Annotated in this window: 14 protein-coding genes; 12 read left to right on the top strand and 2 right to left on the bottom strand. The window is 75.2% G+C overall.

The features are described 5' to 3' along the window. Positions 1-13 precede the first annotated feature (13 nt). The 3 genes from ACZ1IK_RS00145 to dop are packed head-to-tail and all read left to right on the top strand — an operon-like array spanning position 14 to position 4,551. Complete coding sequence (locus ACZ1IK_RS00145; RefSeq protein WP_012750880.1) at positions 14-1,078, top strand: tRNA (adenine-N1)-methyltransferase; 1,065 nt, start codon at positions 14-16, stop codon at positions 1,076-1,078. After that, positions 1,079-2,833 (top strand): proteasome ATPase, encoded by a 1,755-nt coding sequence (gene arc, locus ACZ1IK_RS00140; RefSeq protein ID WP_044658916.1) that lies wholly within the window; start codon positions 1,079-1,081, stop codon positions 2,831-2,833. It abuts the gene before it with no gap. After that, entirely contained in the window at positions 2,830-4,551 is a 1,722-nt protein-coding gene (gene dop, locus ACZ1IK_RS00135) for a depupylase/deamidase Dop (protein ID WP_041103801.1), read from the top strand. The genes arc and dop overlap by 4 nt, the downstream gene beginning before the upstream one ends. Positions 4,552-4,566: 15 nt before the next feature. Here dop and ACZ1IK_RS00130 read toward each other — a convergent pair whose 3' ends face one another. Both ACZ1IK_RS00130 and ACZ1IK_RS00125 read right to left on the bottom strand, forming a co-directional pair. Continuing rightward, positions 4,567-5,160 (bottom strand): cyclodeaminase/cyclohydrolase family protein, encoded by a 594-nt coding sequence (locus ACZ1IK_RS00130; protein ID WP_041103799.1) that lies wholly within the window; start codon positions 5,158-5,160, stop codon positions 4,567-4,569. Between the two features lie 40 nt (positions 5,161-5,200). Beyond that, positions 5,201-5,665, bottom strand: coding sequence for a pyrimidine dimer DNA glycosylase/endonuclease V (locus ACZ1IK_RS00125; protein ID WP_036384792.1), 465 nt, complete (start codon positions 5,663-5,665; stop codon positions 5,201-5,203). Positions 5,666-5,789: 124 nt separating this feature from the next. On the opposite strand from ACZ1IK_RS00125, the gene ACZ1IK_RS00120 reads away from it, so the two are divergent. From ACZ1IK_RS00120 to ACZ1IK_RS00080, 9 genes are all read left to right on the top strand, one after another. Then, positions 5,790-5,981, top strand: coding sequence for a ubiquitin-like protein Pup (locus ACZ1IK_RS00120; protein ID WP_041103796.1), 192 nt, complete (start codon positions 5,790-5,792; stop codon positions 5,979-5,981). Then, the gene (pafA, locus tag ACZ1IK_RS00115) at positions 5,978-7,372 is read left to right on the top strand and encodes a Pup--protein ligase (RefSeq protein WP_041103794.1); all 1,395 of its coding nucleotides are present in this window, start codon (positions 5,978-5,980) and stop codon (positions 7,370-7,372) included. Before ACZ1IK_RS00120 ends, pafA begins: the two co-directional genes overlap by 4 nt. A 37-nt stretch (positions 7,373-7,409) precedes the next feature. Next, positions 7,410-8,501 (top strand): FKBP-type peptidyl-prolyl cis-trans isomerase, encoded by a 1,092-nt coding sequence (locus tag ACZ1IK_RS00110; protein ID WP_041103792.1) that lies wholly within the window; start codon positions 7,410-7,412, stop codon positions 8,499-8,501. 32 nt (positions 8,502-8,533) lie between these two features. After that, the gene (locus ACZ1IK_RS00105; RefSeq protein ID WP_010078659.1) at positions 8,534-8,929 is read left to right on the top strand and encodes an FKBP-type peptidyl-prolyl cis-trans isomerase; all 396 of its coding nucleotides are present in this window, start codon (positions 8,534-8,536) and stop codon (positions 8,927-8,929) included. Between the two features lie 11 nt (positions 8,930-8,940). Further along, complete coding sequence (locus tag ACZ1IK_RS00100) at positions 8,941-11,040, top strand: helix-turn-helix transcriptional regulator (RefSeq protein ID WP_041103790.1); 2,100 nt, start codon at positions 8,941-8,943, stop codon at positions 11,038-11,040. 37 nt (positions 11,041-11,077) lie between these two features. Continuing rightward, positions 11,078-11,335, top strand: coding sequence for a twin-arginine translocase TatA/TatE family subunit (locus tag ACZ1IK_RS00095; protein ID WP_002855080.1), 258 nt, complete (start codon positions 11,078-11,080; stop codon positions 11,333-11,335). A 20-nt stretch (positions 11,336-11,355) separates the two neighbouring features. Continuing rightward, complete coding sequence (gene tatC, locus ACZ1IK_RS00090; protein WP_041103787.1) at positions 11,356-12,213, top strand: twin-arginine translocase subunit TatC; 858 nt, start codon at positions 11,356-11,358, stop codon at positions 12,211-12,213. A gap of 74 nt (positions 12,214-12,287) precedes the next feature. Beyond that, positions 12,288-15,278: a DEAD/DEAH box helicase gene (locus ACZ1IK_RS00085; protein ID WP_465098208.1), complete on the top strand. Its 2,991-nt coding sequence runs from the start codon at positions 12,288-12,290 to the stop codon at positions 15,276-15,278. Between the two features lie 19 nt (positions 15,279-15,297). Then, positions 15,298-16,392 (top strand): amidohydrolase family protein, encoded by a 1,095-nt coding sequence (locus tag ACZ1IK_RS00080; RefSeq protein ID WP_041103783.1) that lies wholly within the window; start codon positions 15,298-15,300, stop codon positions 16,390-16,392. Positions 16,393-16,452: the final 60 nt, after the last annotated feature.

Below are 16,452 nucleotides of genomic sequence, written 5' to 3'. Positions count from 1 at the left end.
GAAGGAGCCCCCCATGACCGAACCCACCGGCGTGAGCGCGCGCCGCGGCCCCCTGCGGGCCGGCCAGCGCGTGCAGATCAAGGACGCGAAGGGCCGCCTCAACACGATCACCCTGCTGCCCGGCGGGGAGTTCCACAGCTACCAGGGCGTGCTGCGGCACGACGACCTGATCGGCGGCTTCGAGGGCGTCGTGGTCGAGAACTCGGCCGGCCAGCCGTACCAGGTGCTGCGCCCCCTGCTGAACGACTTCGTCCTGTCCATGCCCCGCGGCGCCACGGTGGTCTACCCGAAGGACGCGGCGCAGATCGTGCAGCAGGCGGACATCTTCCCGGGCGCCGTCGTGGTCGAGGCCGGCGTGGGCTCCGGCGCCCTGTCCATGTCCCTGCTGCGCGCCGTGGGCGACCACGGTCGCCTGCACTCCTACGAGCGCCGCCCGGAGTTCGCGGACGTCGCCCGGGCCAATGTGGAGGCCTTCTTCGGCGCCGAGCACCCCGCCTGGTCGGTGCACCTCGGCGACGCGCAGGAGGAGATGCCCAAGGTCCACGAGCCGGGCTCCGTGGACCGGGTGGTCCTGGACATGCTGGCCCCCTGGGAATGCCTCGACGCCGTCGCCGAGGTCCTGGCCCCCGGCGGTGTGTGGCTGAACTACGTGGCCACCGCCACCCAGCTCTCCCGCGTGGCCGAGGCCATCCGGGACTCGGGCCGCTTCACGCAGGTCGAGGCCAACGAGACCCTCGTGCGCGGCTGGCACCTGGACGGGCTCGCCGTGCGCCCCGACCACCGCATGGTCGCGCACACCGGCTTCCTCCTCACGGCCCGCCGCCTGGCCTCGGGCGAGGAGGCGCTGCGCCTGAAGAAGCGCTCCAAGGTCTCCGAGTTCAAGGCCGAGGACGTCGAGGCCTGGCAGCCGGCCGACGAGGCCCGGTGGACGCCCGAGGCCCTCGGCGAACGGCCGGTCACGGACAAGAAGGCGCGCAAGGCGGCGAAGGAGGCCCGCCTCATGGCCGCGCGGTCACGCGCCGCCGAGCAGGGCGTGGACGCGTACGGTGGGAGGACCCCGACCGGGGAGCAGGACTGAGTGGACGGAGCACCGGTGGACCACCACGCGCAATCAGGCACGGAGCACGCCGAGCAGCGCCTCGCCGAGGCGCGGGAGCTGCTGCGGCAATCCCAGGCCGAGGCCGAACGGCTGCGGCACCAGCTGCAGTCCGCCCAGCGGCACGCCGCCGGCCTGAGCGAACGCCGTCGGGCCGCCGAGGCCCAGACGCAGACGGCCGCCCGCAACAACCGGCGCATGGTCGAGCTGCTCGAGGCCACGCGCGCCGAGATCGCCACGCTCAAGGAGAACCTGGACGCCGTCACGCATCCGCCGTTCACCTTCGCCACCCTCGAGGCCGTCCACGCCCCGCGCGAGCCCGAGGAGGGCGTGGAGACCGGCGCCGTGGTGCGCGGGGGAGCGGACGTCGTGCAGAACGGCCGGCGGCTGCGCGTGACGGTCTCCCCGCTGCTCGACGCCGCCCGCCTCACCCCCGGCGCCCAGGTGCTGCTGGACGAGTCCAGCTCGATCGTCGGCGTCGCCCCGGGCACGGGGTCGGGTCAGCTGCTGCGCGTCAAGGAGGCGCTGCCCGACGGCGGCCTCGTCCTGGCCGGCACGGCGGACGAGGAGCGCGTGGTGCGGCGCGCGCCCGCGCTGGAGGGCGTCGACCTGCGCCACGGGGACGCCGTCACCGTGGACGCCCGCGTCGAATGGGCGCTGCGGCGGGTCGAGCTGTCCGAGGTGGACGAGGTGCTGCTGGAAGAGGTCCCGGACGTCACGTTCGAGGACATCGGCGGCCTCGGCCCGCAGATCGACCGGATCCGCGAGGCCGTCGAGATCCCGTTCCTGCACCCCGAGGTCTACCGCGAGCACGGCCTGCGCGCCCCCAAGGGGATCATGCTGTACGGCCCGCCCGGCACCGGCAAGACCATGCTCGCCAAGGCCGTGGCCAACGCCCTCTCGGTTCGCAGCGCGGACGGCGAGCGCTCGTTCTTCCTCAACGTCAAGGGGCCCGAGCTGCTGAACAAGTACGTGGGCGAGACCGAGCGGCAGATCCGCGTCATCTTCGACCGGGCCCGCGAGAAGGCCGACGCCGGCTTCCCCGTGGTCATCTTCTTCGACGAGATGGAGTCGCTGTTCCGCACGCGCGGCTCCGGCGTCTCCTCGGACGTGGAGACCACGATCGTCCCGCAGCTGCTCACCGAGATCGACGGCGTCGAGGCCCTCGAGAACGTGATCGTCATCGGCGCCTCCAACCGCGAGGACATGATCGACCCGGCCGTGCTCCGCCCCGGCCGACTGGACGTGAAGATCCGCGTGGACCGTCCCGACGCCGCCGGCGCCGCGGAGATCATGGCCAAACACCTCACCGCGGACGTGCCCCTGCACGCCGACGACGTCGTCGCGGCCGGCTCCGCGGACGCGGCCCGCGCGACGCTCATCGCCCGGACGGTCGCCGCCCTCTACGACCGCGGCGCGGACACCGCGCTGGCGGAGCTGACGGACGTGTCCGGCACGACCCACGCCCTGCACCTGGCCGACCTCGTCTCGGGCGCCGTGGTGGCCGACGTCGTGGACCGCGCCAAGCGGCACGCGGTGCGCGACTACCTGGCCGCCGGCCAGGCCCCGGCCGCGCTCGGCGTCCGCGAGGGCCACCTGCGCGAGGCCGTGGCCGCGGTGCTGGAGGACCAGACGGACCTCCTGGCCACGGTCGCGCCCGCCGAGTGGGCGCGCACCTCCGGCTGGCGCGGTCCTCGGCTGCGCTCGCTGCGCATGGTCCGGGGGGTCGAGGCATGAGCGCGTTCGGCCGCGGGGCCGCGGACGGCTTCGCCCGGGCCGTCGACGTCGGCCCGACCCCCGCCTTCGAGGGCCAGCGCCGGCTTTTCCACGGCGCGGCCGTTCCCCCGAACGGGCGGGACGCCGCCGGCTGGGGCGTGCACCGGGTGATGGGCACGGAGACCGAGTTCGGCATCCACGCGCCGGCCAACCCGGGGGCGCACCACAGCGTGCTCTCGGTCGAGCTCGTGAACGCGTACGCGGACCTGGCGACCCGGTCCGGCTCGGCGGTGGCCGGCACGGAGTGGGACTACACGGGGGAGTCGCCGCTCGTGGACGCCCGCGGCTGGCGGCTGCCGCGTTCGGCGGCGCACCCCTCGCAGCTGACCGACGAGGCGCTCGTGGGCCCGGACGGGGAGCCCGTGCACCTGCTGCTGTCCACCGTGCTGGCCAACGGCGCGCGCTGGTACGTGGACCACGCCCACCCGGAGTACTCGTCGCCGGAGACGACCACCCCGCGGGACGCCATGGTGTGGGACGCCGCCGGGGACCTGGTCGCCCAGGCGGCGGCCGAGCACATCGGCCAGGCCGAGGGCGCCCCGGAGGTGCTGGTCTACAAGAACAACGTGGACGGCAAGGGCCAGTCCTACGGCGCGCACGAGAACTACCTCGTGGCCCGGTCCCTCGACTTCGAGGAGCTCACCGCCGTCCTGCTGCCGTTCTTCGCGGCGCGGCAGGTGCTCGTGGGCGCGGGCCGCGTGGGACTCGGCCCGGCGGGGGAGCGGCCGGGCTTCCAGCTGTCCCAGCGGGCCGACTACTTCGAGGAGCCCGTGGGCCTGGAGACCACGATCCACCGGCCGATCGTCAACACGCGGGACGAGCCGCACGCCCGCCCCGAGGCCTACCGCCGGCTCCACGTGATCATCGGCGACGCGACGCTGAGCCAGCACGCCACGTGGCTGCGGATGGGCATGACCGCGCTCGTCCTCGCGATGGCCGAGGCCGGGACGGCGCCCCGGCTCACCCTGGACGACCCGGTGGCCGCGTTGCAGACGATCAGCCACGACCCGGGCCTGCGGGCCACGGTGCCCCTGCTCGAACGCACCGCGGACGGCCCCGTGCGCCGGCACTGGACCGGGCTGCAGATCCTGCGGTCCTACCTGGACGCGGCCCGCGCCCACTGCGCCGCCTTCGGGGCGGCGGATCCGCAGACGCGCGAAGTGCTGGACGCCTGGGCCGTCGACCTCGACGACGCCACCGCGGATCCGCTGTCCCTGAGCGACCGCGCCGACTGGGCGGCCAAGCTGCGCGTCCTCGAGGGCCTGCGGGCCCGCACGGGCGCGGACTGGACCGACCCCCGCCTCGCGATGGTGGACCTGCAGTACGCCGACCTCCGCCCGGCCCGCTCCCTGCACCGCCGCCTCGTGGCCGCCGGCGCCCTCCGGACGCTCGCCGATGAGGCGGAGATCCGTGCCGCCGTCGCCACGCCGCCGCGGGCCACCCGCGCGTGGACCCGCGGCAACCTCGTGGGCCGCCACGGTGACCGCGTGGCCGGCGCCGCGTGGGAGACGCTGCTGCTGCGCGGGGCGGGGGAGCGGGTGCACCGGCTGCACCTGGCCGAGCCGCTGGTCGGCGCCGCCGTGGACCTGCCCGGCTGGTGGGAGGACGCCGCCGCGCCCCGGCCCGACGACGAGGCGCTCGTGGCCACGCTGGCGCCGCTGTTCGGCGCACGGGCCTGAGGCGGGGGCGGGCGCTCAGCCCGTGACGGCCGCGCGCACGCGGCCCAGCAGGGCGTCCGCCCGCGCGACGAGACGGTCCGCCCGGTCGACGTCGGTGCGCAGGACGCCCTCCAGGCCCTCGTCGCGGAGGGGGCCCAGGTTGGTCTCGAGGGTCACCGCGGCGGCGGTGAGGCCGCCCCGGACGCAGCCGAGCGCCGCACCGACGTCGGAGAGCACGTTCGGGTTCGCCGCGTCCAGCACACGCTCGGCCAGGTCCAGTGCACGCGCGGCGGCATCGACGATCCCGCGGGGTGGCCGGACGGCCTCGGCCAGGGCGGCCTGGATCGCGGCCGAGCGCCGGGCCCGGTCCTCCGGGGTGTCGCGGGGCAGCCCGAACGCCTCGGCCACGGCGCCGAAGCCCCGCTCGTCGCCGTCGGCGAGGCCGAGGCACGCCGCGATCAGGCCCTCCGATGCCCGGGCGTCCTCCTCGGCTGCGCTGAACCGGGCCGCCATGGCCAGCAGTCCGGCGCCCTCGGCGACCGCCAGCGCGCCCGTCGCGCCGCCACCGGGGGTGGGCTCGCCGGAGGCGAGGCGGCCCAGATAGCTCTCGATGCTCTCGTCGCGGATCATGCCCCCACGGTGCCAGACCGGGCCCGACCGCGGCCCGCCCTCAGGCGCGCTCCCAGGACGCGACCGGCCCCGGGACGATCGTGAACAGCGGGTGCACGTCGGGGACGGGCGTGTCCGACCACTGTTCGAGCCAGGCGGGGCTGCGCGCGGCCAGCTTGGCGCACAGGTGACGCCACTCCAGGTCGCGCTGGCCCGTGGTGGCCGGGATCGGTGCGAGACCGGCGGGCGGGATGCGCACGGCGCCGTCGGGGGCGGGGCACGGCCGGTCGATCCGGGAGTGATCGAAGCGATAGCCGCGCGCCGTGGCCTCGGCCTCGAGGCCGGAGAGGAACGCACCGACGGCGCCGGACGGGTCCGGGTGCTCCCGGAACCTCAGCAGCTGCGGGTGGTCCCGATATCCGCGCGTGCGGCCGGCCAGGACGGCCTGCGCGAGCAGGGCCTCGCGCCAGGCGCCCGTCAGGCCCTGGCGGTCGAGGTGGCGGGGATGAAGGGTCCACAGGCGCATGCCCCCATCCTGCCAGCGTGGGGCAACCCGGGGACGTGGGGCTGAAACGTGGCCCGCGCGTGGGGCAGGATGGGTGGACGCGGACGGAGCACACCGACCCGCGTCGACGCACGAGGAGGCCACCATGTCCCAGGAGCAGATCCGCCCACGCCCGTCCGGCGGCGACGACGAGACCGGCGCCGCGGCGGGCCAGGCGCACGTGAAGCCCGCGGCCCAGGACCAGGGCCTGGACAGCCTGCTGGACGAGATCGACTCGGTGCTGGTGTCCAACGCCGAGGAGTTCGTCAAGGGCTTCGTCCAGAAGGGCGGCCAGTGACCGACGCGGACCGCGCCCGCCGGATCCTCGGGCTGGAGACGGAGTACGGCGTCCAGCATTGGAACCCGCAGGGGCGCCCGCTCAGTCCCGAAGAGGTCGTCCGCTACCTCTTCCGGCCCGTCGTCGAGTGGGGGAGGTCCTCGAACGTGTTCGTGGCCAACGGCTCCCGGCTCTATCTCGACGTCGGCTCCCACCCCGAGTACGCGACCGCCGAGTGCTCGACGCTCGACGAGCTCATCGCCTCGGACGGGGCGGGGGACCTGCTGCTGCACGACCTCGTGGTCCAGGCCGAGGAGCGCATGGCCGCGGACGGGGTCGGCGGCCGGATCCACCTCTACCGCAACAACGCCGACTCCTCGGGCAGCTCCTACGGCTCCCACGAGAACTACCTGCTGCGCCGGCGCACCGAGTACCGGCGGCTCACCGAGGCGCTCGTCCCGTTCCTCGTCTCCCGGCAGATCCTCGTGGGCGCGGGCCGCGTCGTGCCCGCCGGCACGTGGCCCGAGGGCGAGGGCCCGGCCCACTTCGCGTTCTCCCAGCGCGCCGACTTCGTGCAGGACGGCGTGTCCTCCTCCACCACGCGGTCCCGGCCGATCATCAACACGCGGGACGAGCCGCACGCGGACGCCTCCGAGTACCGGCGCCTCCACGTGATCGTGGGGGACACGAACCTCTCCGAGCACACCCACCTGCTGCGCTTCGGCGCCACCGACCTGCTGCTGCGGATGATCGAGGCGGGCTTCCCGCTCGGGGACCGCGTCGTCGCCCACCCCACCCGCGCGGTGCGGCAGATCTCCCACGACCTCACCGGCACGGCCCGCATCGCGCTCCGGGAGGGGGAGGCCTCCGCCCTCGAGCTGCAGGAGCACTACCTCGAGCGGGCCCGCGCCTTCGTCGCCGCGGAGGGTGCCCACCACGACCGGGTGGGGGAGGTCCTCACCCTGTGGGGCGAGGTGCTCGACGCCGTCCGCACCGGTGACCGGTCCCGCATCGAGGACCGCATCGACTGGGCGATCAAGCTGCGCCTGCTGGAGGACTACCGGGCCCGCCACGACCTGGGTTGGGACGCGCCCCGCCTCGCCCAGCTGGACCTGGCCTTCCACGACATCGACCCCGACCGGGGGCTGTTCCGCCTGCTGCTGCGGCGCGGCGCCGTCGCGCGCCTGCTGCCCGAGGACGCCGCCCGGTCCGCCGTGGAGACCGCCCCGCCCACCACCCGGGCCCGCGTGCGCGCGGACTTCGTGGCCCGCGCCCGGGAGCGCGGCCTGGACTACGCCGTCGACTGGACGACCCTGAAGCTCACCGACCATCCGCTGCACGCGATCGTGACGAAGGACCCGTTCGACACGTCGTCGGCCGCCGTCGACCGGCTGTTCGAGCGGATCGCCTGACAGCGCGCGTCCAGGACGCGCCGTTAGGGTGACCCGCATGAGTTCGTTCGAGACCCCCCAGCCCCCGACGGCCCGCCGCCGTCGCCGCCTGCTGCCGCTGCTGTCCCTCGGCGCCGCAGGCCTGATGCTGGCCACCGCCTGCGCCACCGGCGACGACGGCGCGGACCAGCCCCACAGTGACACCGCGTCGGCCTCCACGTCGGCCGCCCCCGAGCGGGCGGCCGTCGGCGAGGGCCAGGGGGAGCCGGACGCCCTGACGGGTGTCACCTTCACGGAGGGCGACGGCGGGGCGCCGACGGTCGAGATCGACGGGGAGATCGACACCGACCAGCCCACCACGCGCGTGCTGACCGCCGGCGAGGGGGAGCAGGTGCAGGAGGGCGACGTCCTGAAGATGTCGATCGCCGTCGTCGATCCGGCCAGCGGCGAGGTGGTCGCCGAGAACTTCAGCGGCGAACCGGAAGCCGTGCCCGTGGACGACCAGCTCAAGTCCATGAACCCGGAGATCCACGAGATGCTGGTGGGCAACGGCGCCGGCACGATCGTCGCCGCGTACAGCCCCGAGTACGACGTCTCCGTCCCGCAGACCGAGAGCGCGTCGCCGAGCGCCTCCCCCTCCACCCAGACGCAGCCCGCCCAGCTGTTCGTCTACAAGATCGACGCCATCCTGCCGAAGCAGGCCGAGGGCGAAGAGGTGACCGAGCGGGACGAGCGCCTGCCCGACGTCACCGTGGACGAGGAGAGCGGCCGGCCGAGCATCGCGAAGCCCGACGGCGAGGCGCCCCAGGAGCTGGTGGTCCAGCCCCTGATCGAGGGCGAGGGCCGCGAGGTCGGCGCGGACGACACCGTGACCGTGCAGTATGAGGGCGTGACGTGGTCCGACGGTGAGGTCTTCGACTCGTCCTGGGAGACGGGTCAGGCCATCACGTTCTCCCTCAACCAGGTCATCGAGGGCTGGAAGGAGGGTCTGGCCGGCCAGAAGGTGGGCTCGCGCGTCCTCCTGTCGATCCCGGCCGAGAAGGCCTACGGTGAGCAGGGCAGCCCGCCGGACATCGGCGAGAACGAGCCCCTGCTGTTCGTGGTGGACATCCTGGACGCCCAGGCGTCCGCCACCCCGTCGGCGAACTGACCCCGTCCACGAGAACCCAAGAGGAGAGCACCGTGTCCTTCGGACAGCGCGACTACGACCGCACCAAGCCCGAGATCGACTTCCCGGGCGAGACCCCGCCCACCGAGCTCGTGGTGGAGGACCTGATCGAGGGCTCCGGCCCGGCCGTCGAGGCCGGCTCCCGCGTGCAGGTCCACTACGTGGGCGTGGCCTGGTCCACCGGCGAGGAGTTCGACGCCTCGTGGAACCGCGGCACCCCGCTGCCCCTGACCGTCGGCGTCGGCCAGGTCATCGCCGGCTGGGACCAGGGCCTGCTCGGCATGAAGGTCGGCGGCCGCCGCCGCCTCGAGATCCCGCCGCACCTGGGCTACGGCGCCCGCGGCGCCGGCTCCGCGATCGGGCCGAACGAGACGCTCATCTTCGTCTGCGACCTCGTCTCGGTCGACTGACCCCGGGCCCCGTGACCCCACCCGCCCCGCGGCGCGCCGGCGACGAGGCCGCCGAGCGCATCATCTCGCTGCTGTGGCTGCTGCTCTCGGCACCGCACGGTCTCGAGCGTGACCGGATCCGACGGCAGGTCGTCGGCTATGAGGGGCTCACGGACGCCGCCTTCGAGAAGCTCTTCCAGCGGGACCGCCGCGTGCTGCGCGCCGTGGGGGTCCCGCTGGAGACGCTCGAACCCGCGGGCTTCGACGAGGGCGAGGCGGGGGTGCGGCACCGCGTCGTCCGCGATGCGCTGCTGCTGCGCGACCTCGACCTGACCGTGGACGAGCGCCGCGCCCTCGTGCGGGCGCGGCGCCTGTGGGGCGACTCGCCGCTGCGCGCCGACGTCGTCCGCGCCGTGGGCCTGCTGTTCCAGCCGGCCACCGACCTCACGGGCGACGACGAGCTGGCCGGGTACCACACCCTCATGCCCCGGGCCGACCCCCGGCTCGAGGCCCTCACCCAGGCCGTGGCCGACGAGGCCGTGCTGCGCTTCCCCTACCGCGACGCGCGGGGGCGGGCCACCCGGCGCACCGTGCGGGCCTGGTTCCTCACCCTCGTGCGCGGCCGCTGGTACCTCACCGGCTGGGACCTCGACCGCGGCGCCGAGCGCAGCTTCCGGCTCACCCGGATGGAGGGGGAGCCGCGCCGCGTCGAGCGGGCGACGGACGCCCCCGGCCGTCCCGAGGACCACGACCACGCCGGCCTCGTGGCGCGCCTGGCCGGGCAGGCCGACGCCGAGCGGGTCCGGGTGTGGCTCGCGCCCGGCCGGGGTCAGGGCGTCCGCGCGGTCGGTGAGCCGGCCGAGCCCCGGGTCGAGGACGGCGCCGCACCGGGGCCCGACTGGGAGCTCTGGGAGGCCCCCGCCGGACCGCGCGAGGACGGCCTCGCCGCGGAGATCGGCGGCCTGCTGGGCCGGGCCGTGCCCTCGGCCGCGCACCCGGACCTGACCGACCGCGTCCGCGCGGGCCTGGCCGCCGCGGCGGAGACCCACGCCGGTCCCGCCGACCCGGCCCTGCTCGAGGTGGCGCTCGCCGCGCCCGTCCGGCGCCGCGCCCGCGACTCGAGCGAGGACCTCGTGGGCCGCCTGCTGGACATCGTGGGGCTGGCCAACCGGGCCGGTGGGGTGGACCGGGCGGAGCTGCGCGCGCGTCTCGGGGTCACCGACGAGCGCCTCGACGCCGACCTCGAGACGCTGCGCTACTGCGGCATGCCCGAGCGCGACTTCCCCGGCTTCCAGTTCGAGGTGGCGGAGGTGGCCGGCCGCGTCCACGTGGAGCGCGCCGCCGACCTGGCCGGTCCCGTGCGGCTGACGCGCCCCGAGGCGCACAGCCTCGTGGCCGCCCTGCAGACGGTCGCGGACCTGCCGGTGCTGGACGAGGCCGACCGCGAGGCCGCTCGCTCCGCCCAGCGCCGGATCCGCGCCGCGGTCCTGGACGCGGGGGCCCCGGATGCGGACGACGCGGACGACGCCGCCCTCCGGGAGGCCGAGGCGCACACCGCCGGCGAGCCCCCGGTCGCCGTCGCCGCCCACTGGGACGTGGCCGTGGACCCCGCGACGGTGCGCACCCTGCTGGCCGCCGTGGCGGAGCGGGCCGTCGTGCACCTGACCTACCGCTCCGTGCATGCCGATGCCCTCACCGAGCGGGACGTGGAGCCGCTGGCCCTGGTGCAGGACGGGGCGCGCCTCTACCTGCAGGCGTGGTGCCGTCGCGCCGAGGACCACCGGGTGTTCCGGGTGGACCGGATCAGCGCGCCCGCACCCACGGGGGAGACGTTCGCGCCCCGGGCTCGGCCCGCGCGCTGGCGGGTCCATCCCGACGACGCCGCGGGGGTGCCGGTGCTGCTGCGCTGGGCCCATCCCGTCCGCGACGCGGCCGCCGGCTACCGCCCGGACGCCCAGGCCGACCTGCCCGACGGCGACCGGCTCACCCGGGTGCATCTGACCGACGCCGCCGTGGCGGCCGCGCTGGTCGGACGCCACGGCGGCGCCGTCGAGGTGCTGGCCCCCGCCGACCTCCGGACGTCCGTGGCGGACGCGCTGGGCGATGCCCTCGCGGCCCTGCCGGCGCGGTAGCCTGGACCCCGGAACCCCATCGAAAGGACCCTTCATCATGGCTGGACTCCAGGGCTGGCAGCTCGTCATCATCATCCTGCTCGCGATCCTGCTCTTCGCGGCGCCGAAGCTGCCCGCGATGGCCCGCAACCTCGGCCAGTCGATGCGCATCTTCTCCTCCGAGGTGAAGCAGATGCGCACCGAGGGCAAGGGCACCACGGACGAGCGCTCCGGCGCCGGTTCCACCGCCGCGGACGAGCCGGTCGAGGGCCGCGTCGTCGAGCGTGACGAGACCGACCCGCGCGACCCGCGCTGAGCCGGAAGGACCCCCACCCGATGACCGAGGTCGACGAGGTCGCCCGCCGCACCCGGCGCCGCCGGAAGCGGCGGGACAACCCCACCGGCGAGATGCCGCTGCGCGAGCACCTCACGGAGCTGCGCAACCGACTGCTGAAGTCGGCGCTCGCCGTCGCGGTCGGCATGGTGATCGGCTTCCTCGTCTACCAGCCGGTCATGGCGGAGCTGTTCCGCCCGGTCAAGGAGATCGCCAGCCAGGGACACACGGCGGCCGTCGCCTATGACACGGTGGCCTCGCCGTTCGACCTCATGCTCAAGGTCAGCATGTTCATCGGGCTCATCCTGTCCAGCCCGGTCTGGCTCTACCAGATCTGGGCATTCATCGTGCCGGGTCTGAAGAAGGCCGAGAAGAAGTACGCCCTGGGCTTCATCGCCGCGGCCGTGCCCCTGTTCATCTTCGGCATCGCGCTGGGGTGGCTCGTGATGCCGCAGGCCGTCCAGTTCTTCGTGGGCTTCACTCCCGAGGGCGGCGCGAACCTCCCGACGGCGTCGGTGTACATCAGCTTCGTCACGCGTCTCTACCTCGCGTTCGGCGTGGCCATGGTCCTGCCGGTGCTGCTGGTGGGACTGAACATGCTCGGCATCCTGCCGGGCCGCACGATCGTCCACCACTGGCGCATCACCGTCTTCGTGATCATGCTGATCGCCGCGATCGCCGCCCCCGGTGCGGACGCCATCTCCATGTTCTACATGGCGATCCCGCTCGTCGTCCTCTTCGGCGTGGCCATCGTCCTGTGCCTGTGGGGGGACCGTCGTCGTGACCGCCGCTCGGGGCAGCGCGAGGTGGACGTCGAGGCGGAGCTCGCCGAAGGCCCGAAGCCGCTCGATCAGATCTGAGCGTCGTACGCGGCGGCCCTCCCGCCCGGACGCACGACCACGACGGCGTCCGGACCCGCCAGTAGGGTGGGGCCATGGCCCACCATCCCGCGTCCGCGACCCCGCACGACGAACCCGAGCTGAGCCCGGCGGGGCGCTACGCCCGTGCCCGGGCGGCCCGGCACCATGCCGGCTCCGAGCTCGGCCGGTTCGCCGCACGCGTGGGCTTCCCCCTCGACGACTTCCAGCGCCGCGCGTGCGCCGAGGTCGAGGACGGCCACGGCGTCCTCGTCGCGGCGCCCACCGGTGCCGGCAAGACGGTGGTCGGCGAGTTCGCCGTCCACCTGGCCCTGGCCCGCGGCACGAAGGCGTTCTACACCACCCCCATCAAGGCCCTCAGCAACCAGAAGCACGCGGACCTCGCCCGCGTGCACGGCGCGGAGAACGTCGGCCTGCTCACGGGGGACACCTCCGTCAATCCGGACGCGCCCGTCGTCGTGATGACCACCGAGGTGCTGCGCAACATGCTGTACGCGCAGTCGGACACCCTCATCGACCTCGGCTTCGTCGTCATGGACGAGGTCCACTACCTCGCCGACCGGTTCCGGGGACCGGTGTGGGAGGAGGTCATCATCCACCTGCCCGAGCACGTGCAGCTGATCTCCCTGTCCGCCACGGTGTCCAACGCCGAGGAGTTCGGCGCCTGGCTCGACACGGTCCGGGGCGCCACCACCGTGATCGTCTCGGAACACCGGCCGGTGCCGCTGTGGCAGCACATCATGGCCGGGGGCCGGCTCTACGACCTGTTCGCCGAGGACATCGCCTTCGAGGACGCCGCGGACCGGGACGGGGAGGCCCTGCTCAACCCCGAGCTCAAGCGCCTGGGGGAGGAGGCCGAGCGCCGGTTCCAGCGCGCCGACTGGGGGCGCCCCGGGCGGCAGCAGCACCGCGACGGGCGCGGGGGCGGCACGAAGGGGCGGGCCAGGGGCGGCCGGCACACGGGTCGCGACGGCGGCCGGGGCCGGACCGGCTCGTCCGCACTGGACCGGGAGCGGCCGGTCTCCGGTCGGCCGGGCGGTCACGACGGCGGCCCGCGGCGCGGACCGCGGCTGTCCACGTCGCGTCCGGAGATGATCCGGGTCCTCGACCGCGACGGGCTGCTGCCATGCATCACCTTCATCTTCTCCCGGACCGGCTGCGACGCCGCCGTGGAGCAGTGCCTGCGGGCCGGGCTCGACCTCACCACGGCGCGGGAGAAGGCGCTCGTGGCCGAGCGGGTCGAGGAGGCGGCGCGCCTGCTGCCCGTCGAGGACCTGGAGATCCTCGGGTTCTGGGCGTGGCGGGACGGCCTGTCCCGGGGCTTCGCGGCCCACCACGCCGGCATGCTGCCCCCGTTCAAGGAGGCCGTCGAGGACCTGTTCACCGCCGGCGCGCTCAAGGCCGTGTTCGCCACGGAGACCCTCGCCCTCGGCATCAACATGCCGGCCCGCTCCGTGGTGATCGAGAAGCTGGTCAAGTTCAACGGCGAGAACCACGTCGACATCACGCCGGGGGAGTACACCCAGCTGACGGGCCGGGCGGGCCGCCGCGGCATCGACGTCGAGGGCCACGCCGTGGTGATGTGGCGTCCCGGGCTGGACCCGGCCGCCGTCGCGCGCCTGGCCTCGCGCCGCACGTACCCGCTGCGCTCCTCGTTCCGGCCCACCTACAACATGTCCGCTAATCTGCTGGCGCAGGTCGGCGCGGAGCAGGCGCGGGGCATCCTCGAGTCCTCGTTCGCCCAGTTCCAGGCGGACCGCTCCGTGGTGGGCCTGGCCCGCGAGCTCCGTTCGAAGCAGGCCAGCCTCGAGAAGTACGAGGAGGCCATGCAGTGTCACCTCGGCGACTTCGCCGAGTACCTCACCCTGCGCAAGGAGCTCGCGGCCGCGGAGAAGTCCGGCTCGCAGGGACGCCGTCGAGCCCACCTGGCCGCCGTGAAGGACTCGCTCGCGAACCTCGCGGTCGGGGACGTCGTCGAGCTCGATGCCGGCCGCTCACTCGGCCGGGCCGTCGTCGTGTTCCCCGCCGGCAACCCCCAGAATCCGCGCGTCGGCGTCGTCACGGACAAGGCGCAGCTGCGCCGCATCACGGTGGACGACGTCGCCGGGCCGGTCGAGCCGGTGGCAGGCGCCGCCCTGCCCCAGGTGGTGCAGGTGAAGACGCCCGCGCAGCGCAAGGACGTCGCCGCGCTCATGCGCGAGGCCGTGCGCACGGGCCGCCCGCCCGCCGGAGGCCGCAGCACGGCGGGCTTCCGCCTCCGGGAGGACCCGGCCGCGCCCCGGGTCGAGGAGCTGCGCCGGGCGCTGCGCCGCCACCCGTGCCACGGCTGCCAGGACCGCGAGGAGCACGCCCGCTGGGGCGACCGCTGGTGGGCCATGCGGCGGGAGGTCTCCGTCCTGAGGGAGCGCATCGCGGGCCGCACCAACACCATCGCCCGCACGTTCGACCGCGTGGTCGGTCTGCTGCGCGCCTACGGCTACGTGCAGGAGGACGCGCCCTCACCCCGTGCGGCGCTCACGGAGCGCGGCGGGGCCCTGCGCCGGATCTACGGCGAGCGGGACCTGTTCACCTCGCTGGTGCTGCAGGATCCGGCCATGGACGGCCTGACGCCGGAGGAGTGGGCCGCCGTCGCCGCGCTGCTCGTGTACCAGGGCAAGGGGGAGGCCGAGCCCGGACTGGTCCCGATGCCGACCCCCCGGCTCGCGCGCGTCGCGGAGGCCGCCGAGCGCATCGAGGAGCGCCTGCGCACGGACGAGGCCCAGGCCCGGCTCGAGCCGACGCCCCGGACGGACCCCGGGCTGGTGGCACCCATGCACCGCTGGGTGCGGGGCGCCACCCTGCGCCGCACCCTTGACGGCGCGGACCTCGCCGCGGGCGACTTCGTCCGCTGGGCGCGGCAGGTCATCGACGTGCTGGGCCAGCTGGCCAACGTCCCCGGGGACACCCGTCGCAGCCGTGCCTGCCGCCGGGCCGCGGACCTCGTCTCCCGCGGCGTCGTGGCCACCTCGCTGCCGGCGGCCTCGGCGCCGCGCGCGGACGAGGACTGACACGGGCTAGGGTGGGCGGGTGAGCGCACACCTGTTGACCCGCGGCATCATCCACTCGACGACGGACCCGTACGCACAGGCGCTGCTGGTCCGGGACGGGATGATCGCCTGGCTCGGCGCGGACGACTCCGCGGACCGCGTGGCCGACCCGGGTGACGAACGGCGGGACCTCGACGGCGCCGTCGTCGTGCCCGTGTTCGTCGAGCCGCTGGCCCGGCCCGCGGACGCGCGGGACGCGCTGAGCCGCGGCACCGCCGTCGTGACGGTCCTGGCCGGGCCCGAGGACACGGGCGCCGCGCCCGCCGACGAGGACGTCCAGACCGTCGTCTACCGGCACGCCGACCGCGTGGACGCCGAGGCGGCCGGGGTGTGGCTGCCCGTCGGGACCGACACCGACCCCGCCACGCTCACCGGCCTCCTGACGGCCTCGACCCAGGCGGGGGAGCAGGCCTACCTCGTCCCCGACGGCGGTGCGGACGCCGGGCCCGCCGCCCAGGACGTGGCCCTGACCGCCCTGCGCTCGGTCGCGGAGGAACTCGGCACCGCCGCCCTGGGCCGCGTGCGCCATCGGCTCGTGGTCACCCACCCGGTCACCGCCGAGGACCGCGCCTTCCTGGCCGCCGCCGGGGTCAGCGCCACCGTCGTCCCCGACGCGGACGGCGTGCTGCACGCCCCCGTGGCGAGCCTGCTGGCCGACGCCGTCACCGTGTGCCTGGGCGCCGGCCCGGCCGGGGACCCGTGGGCCGCCGTCCGGTCGGCGCTGTCCCACCCCGACCCGGACGAGCGCATCTCCGCCCGCTCCGCCTTCGCCGCCGCGACCCGCACCCCGCTGCGCGCGCTGCCCGACGCTCCGGCGGCACGCCTGTCCGTCGCCCCGCGCCTGAGCGTGTCGGCCCCGGCCGTGTTCGGCGTCTGGGACGCCGACGCGGTCGCTGTGCAGTCGCCGGACGGCCGGGTGGCGGCGTGGAGCACGGACACCCGGGCCGGCACGCCGCTGCTGCCGGCCCTCGACGCCGAGACCGCCCTGCCCCGCTGGCGGGCCACCTGGGTGGACGGCCGGATCGCCGCGGAGGACGTGGCCCGCGACGCTCACGACGCCGCGACGCCGGCCTGAGACCTCCGCTTCCTATACTCGAACGGATGCGATGGCCCGTCCGACCGGCGGGCCGCCCCC

Source organism: Micrococcus sp. CS26 (assembly GCF_055522295.1).
This window is presented reverse-complemented; position numbering and strand designations above follow the sequence as displayed.